Below are 1,709 nucleotides of genomic sequence, written 5' to 3' on the forward strand. Positions count from 1 at the left end.
CAGACAAGTATTGCTGCGGGCTCCATTGTTCTTCTATCGCTTTTTTGCCCAGGGTATTCCACTGTTGAAGCATGGTGCTAAGCTTTAATTGTTTCAGCATTAAAGGTAACGAGGCCGTGAAGTTATCCATGTAGACCTCCCGGTATCATGCAGCTATAAGCGCTCAAGCTGTGTTGCTTTATTGTCATTCTGGGTATGTTTGATGCAATCACTAAAAACTGCGCTTCACATTCTCGGATGGCCGGTAATTGTCGCTGAGTAATTGACGCTGCTACAAATCGCCCTAATTGGCGTTCACACCCACTTTGTTTCGCTAAATGGAGCAATTTCACCATGTAATAGCTCGCTTCATCCGCTAAAAGGTGGGCATTAACGTATTCCCAAATAGCTTTGTAATTGTCGCTTGGGAGTAAGTCGTCACGTAGTTGTGAGTAGCGAAATGCCAATGGTTTTTTAACCAGTGCGTCAATAACATGTAAGTAACTAATATTACGTGCACGGCAGCCTTTTGACGCATAGACACGCGCTAACGTTTGAACAAAATCGCTGCCATAGCGCAGCTCTAAACGGTTGTCATATAAACGAACAAGCAATCGGCTACCAATAAGGCGTGACGGGACGCTATAAGTAACACGTTTCAACGAAATAGTACTCGTACGTGACACCGTTAGATAATGCTCGGTGTAATTGACGCTCATCGTCCGTGGTAAAGCATGTAATTGTCGCTGCTCTACTGCGTACTTATCACTTACACGGCGATTACGGCGAGCAACAATGTCGGCAACAAACGATTCATAGACTTCTCTTGTCTGAAAGTCATAACTACCACGGATTTTTAATGCTTGCTCCAGTTGCGATTTAAGATGCCCATGAGGGCTCTCAATAGCCCCATTTTCATGCGCAATACCGCGGTTATTGCGGGTCGCTTTAAAGCCATAATGGATAACTAGCTCATTAAAGCGCTCTGTAAAATCATTATCATTCGTATGATTACGATAGGCGGCACTCAGACTGTCTGTACGCACTTCTTTAGGCACACCGCCGGCTGCTTTAAATGCGTTTTGCACGCCATCAGAAAAAGCAGCAAAGCTTTCACCGCCGTAAATCACTTGGGCGTAAGCCCAGCCACTAGCGGGCATACGATAATGAAACAACATATGTTTTAGGGGTTCGCTAGCAATGGTAACGGGTGACTTGACATGTGTAAAATCACACATACCTAATAGGCCATACTCGTGTGTTTGCAGGAATACGACCTCTTTGCTTGAGCCATACAGTGCCCGCCATTTATGAATTCGACGCTCTAATGTACGCCGTGAGTTCGGGTTAAATTTGTCGGTGTGAAACTCGCAAAGATGATCAAAAATTCCCACCGGAGTTAACGTTGTATCACCTTGAAGTAGAGGGACAACAATACTGTCCCAGATAGACTCAAGTGGATCTATACGCGTTCGCCATTGGCGTTTATTAGACAATGGCTGCTCATCCAGTTTATCAATGCGCCTTGCTGAACGTTCTGAAATACCTGCTTTCGCAGCCGCGATAACTTGGCTATTACGCTTTCTATGTTTCATATAAATAGTGACCTGCTGATCAGTGATTCGTGTTCCCGGCACAGTGAACTCCTCCGTTCTGCTGTACCGAACCTTATCAGATCAACCGGCCAAGATAATTGTCGCTAGACCGGCCACCGTAATTGTCGCTTAATA

The 1,709-nt window shown here is 45.2% G+C and carries 1 protein-coding gene; it reads right to left on the reverse strand.

The features are described from left to right. Nucleotides 1–122: 122 nt before the first annotated feature. Nucleotides 123–1,616 (reverse strand): IS21 family transposase, encoded by a 1,494-nt coding sequence (gene istA / locus AAEY68_RS20610; protein ID WP_350586782.1) that lies wholly within the window; start codon nt 1,614–1,616, stop codon nt 123–125. Nucleotides 1,617–1,709 lie beyond the last annotated feature (93 nt).

The organism is Pseudoalteromonas sp. RB2-MNA-CIBAN-0110 (assembly GCF_040309305.1).
Lineage (GTDB): Bacteria > Pseudomonadota > Gammaproteobacteria > Enterobacterales > Alteromonadaceae > Pseudoalteromonas > Pseudoalteromonas arctica.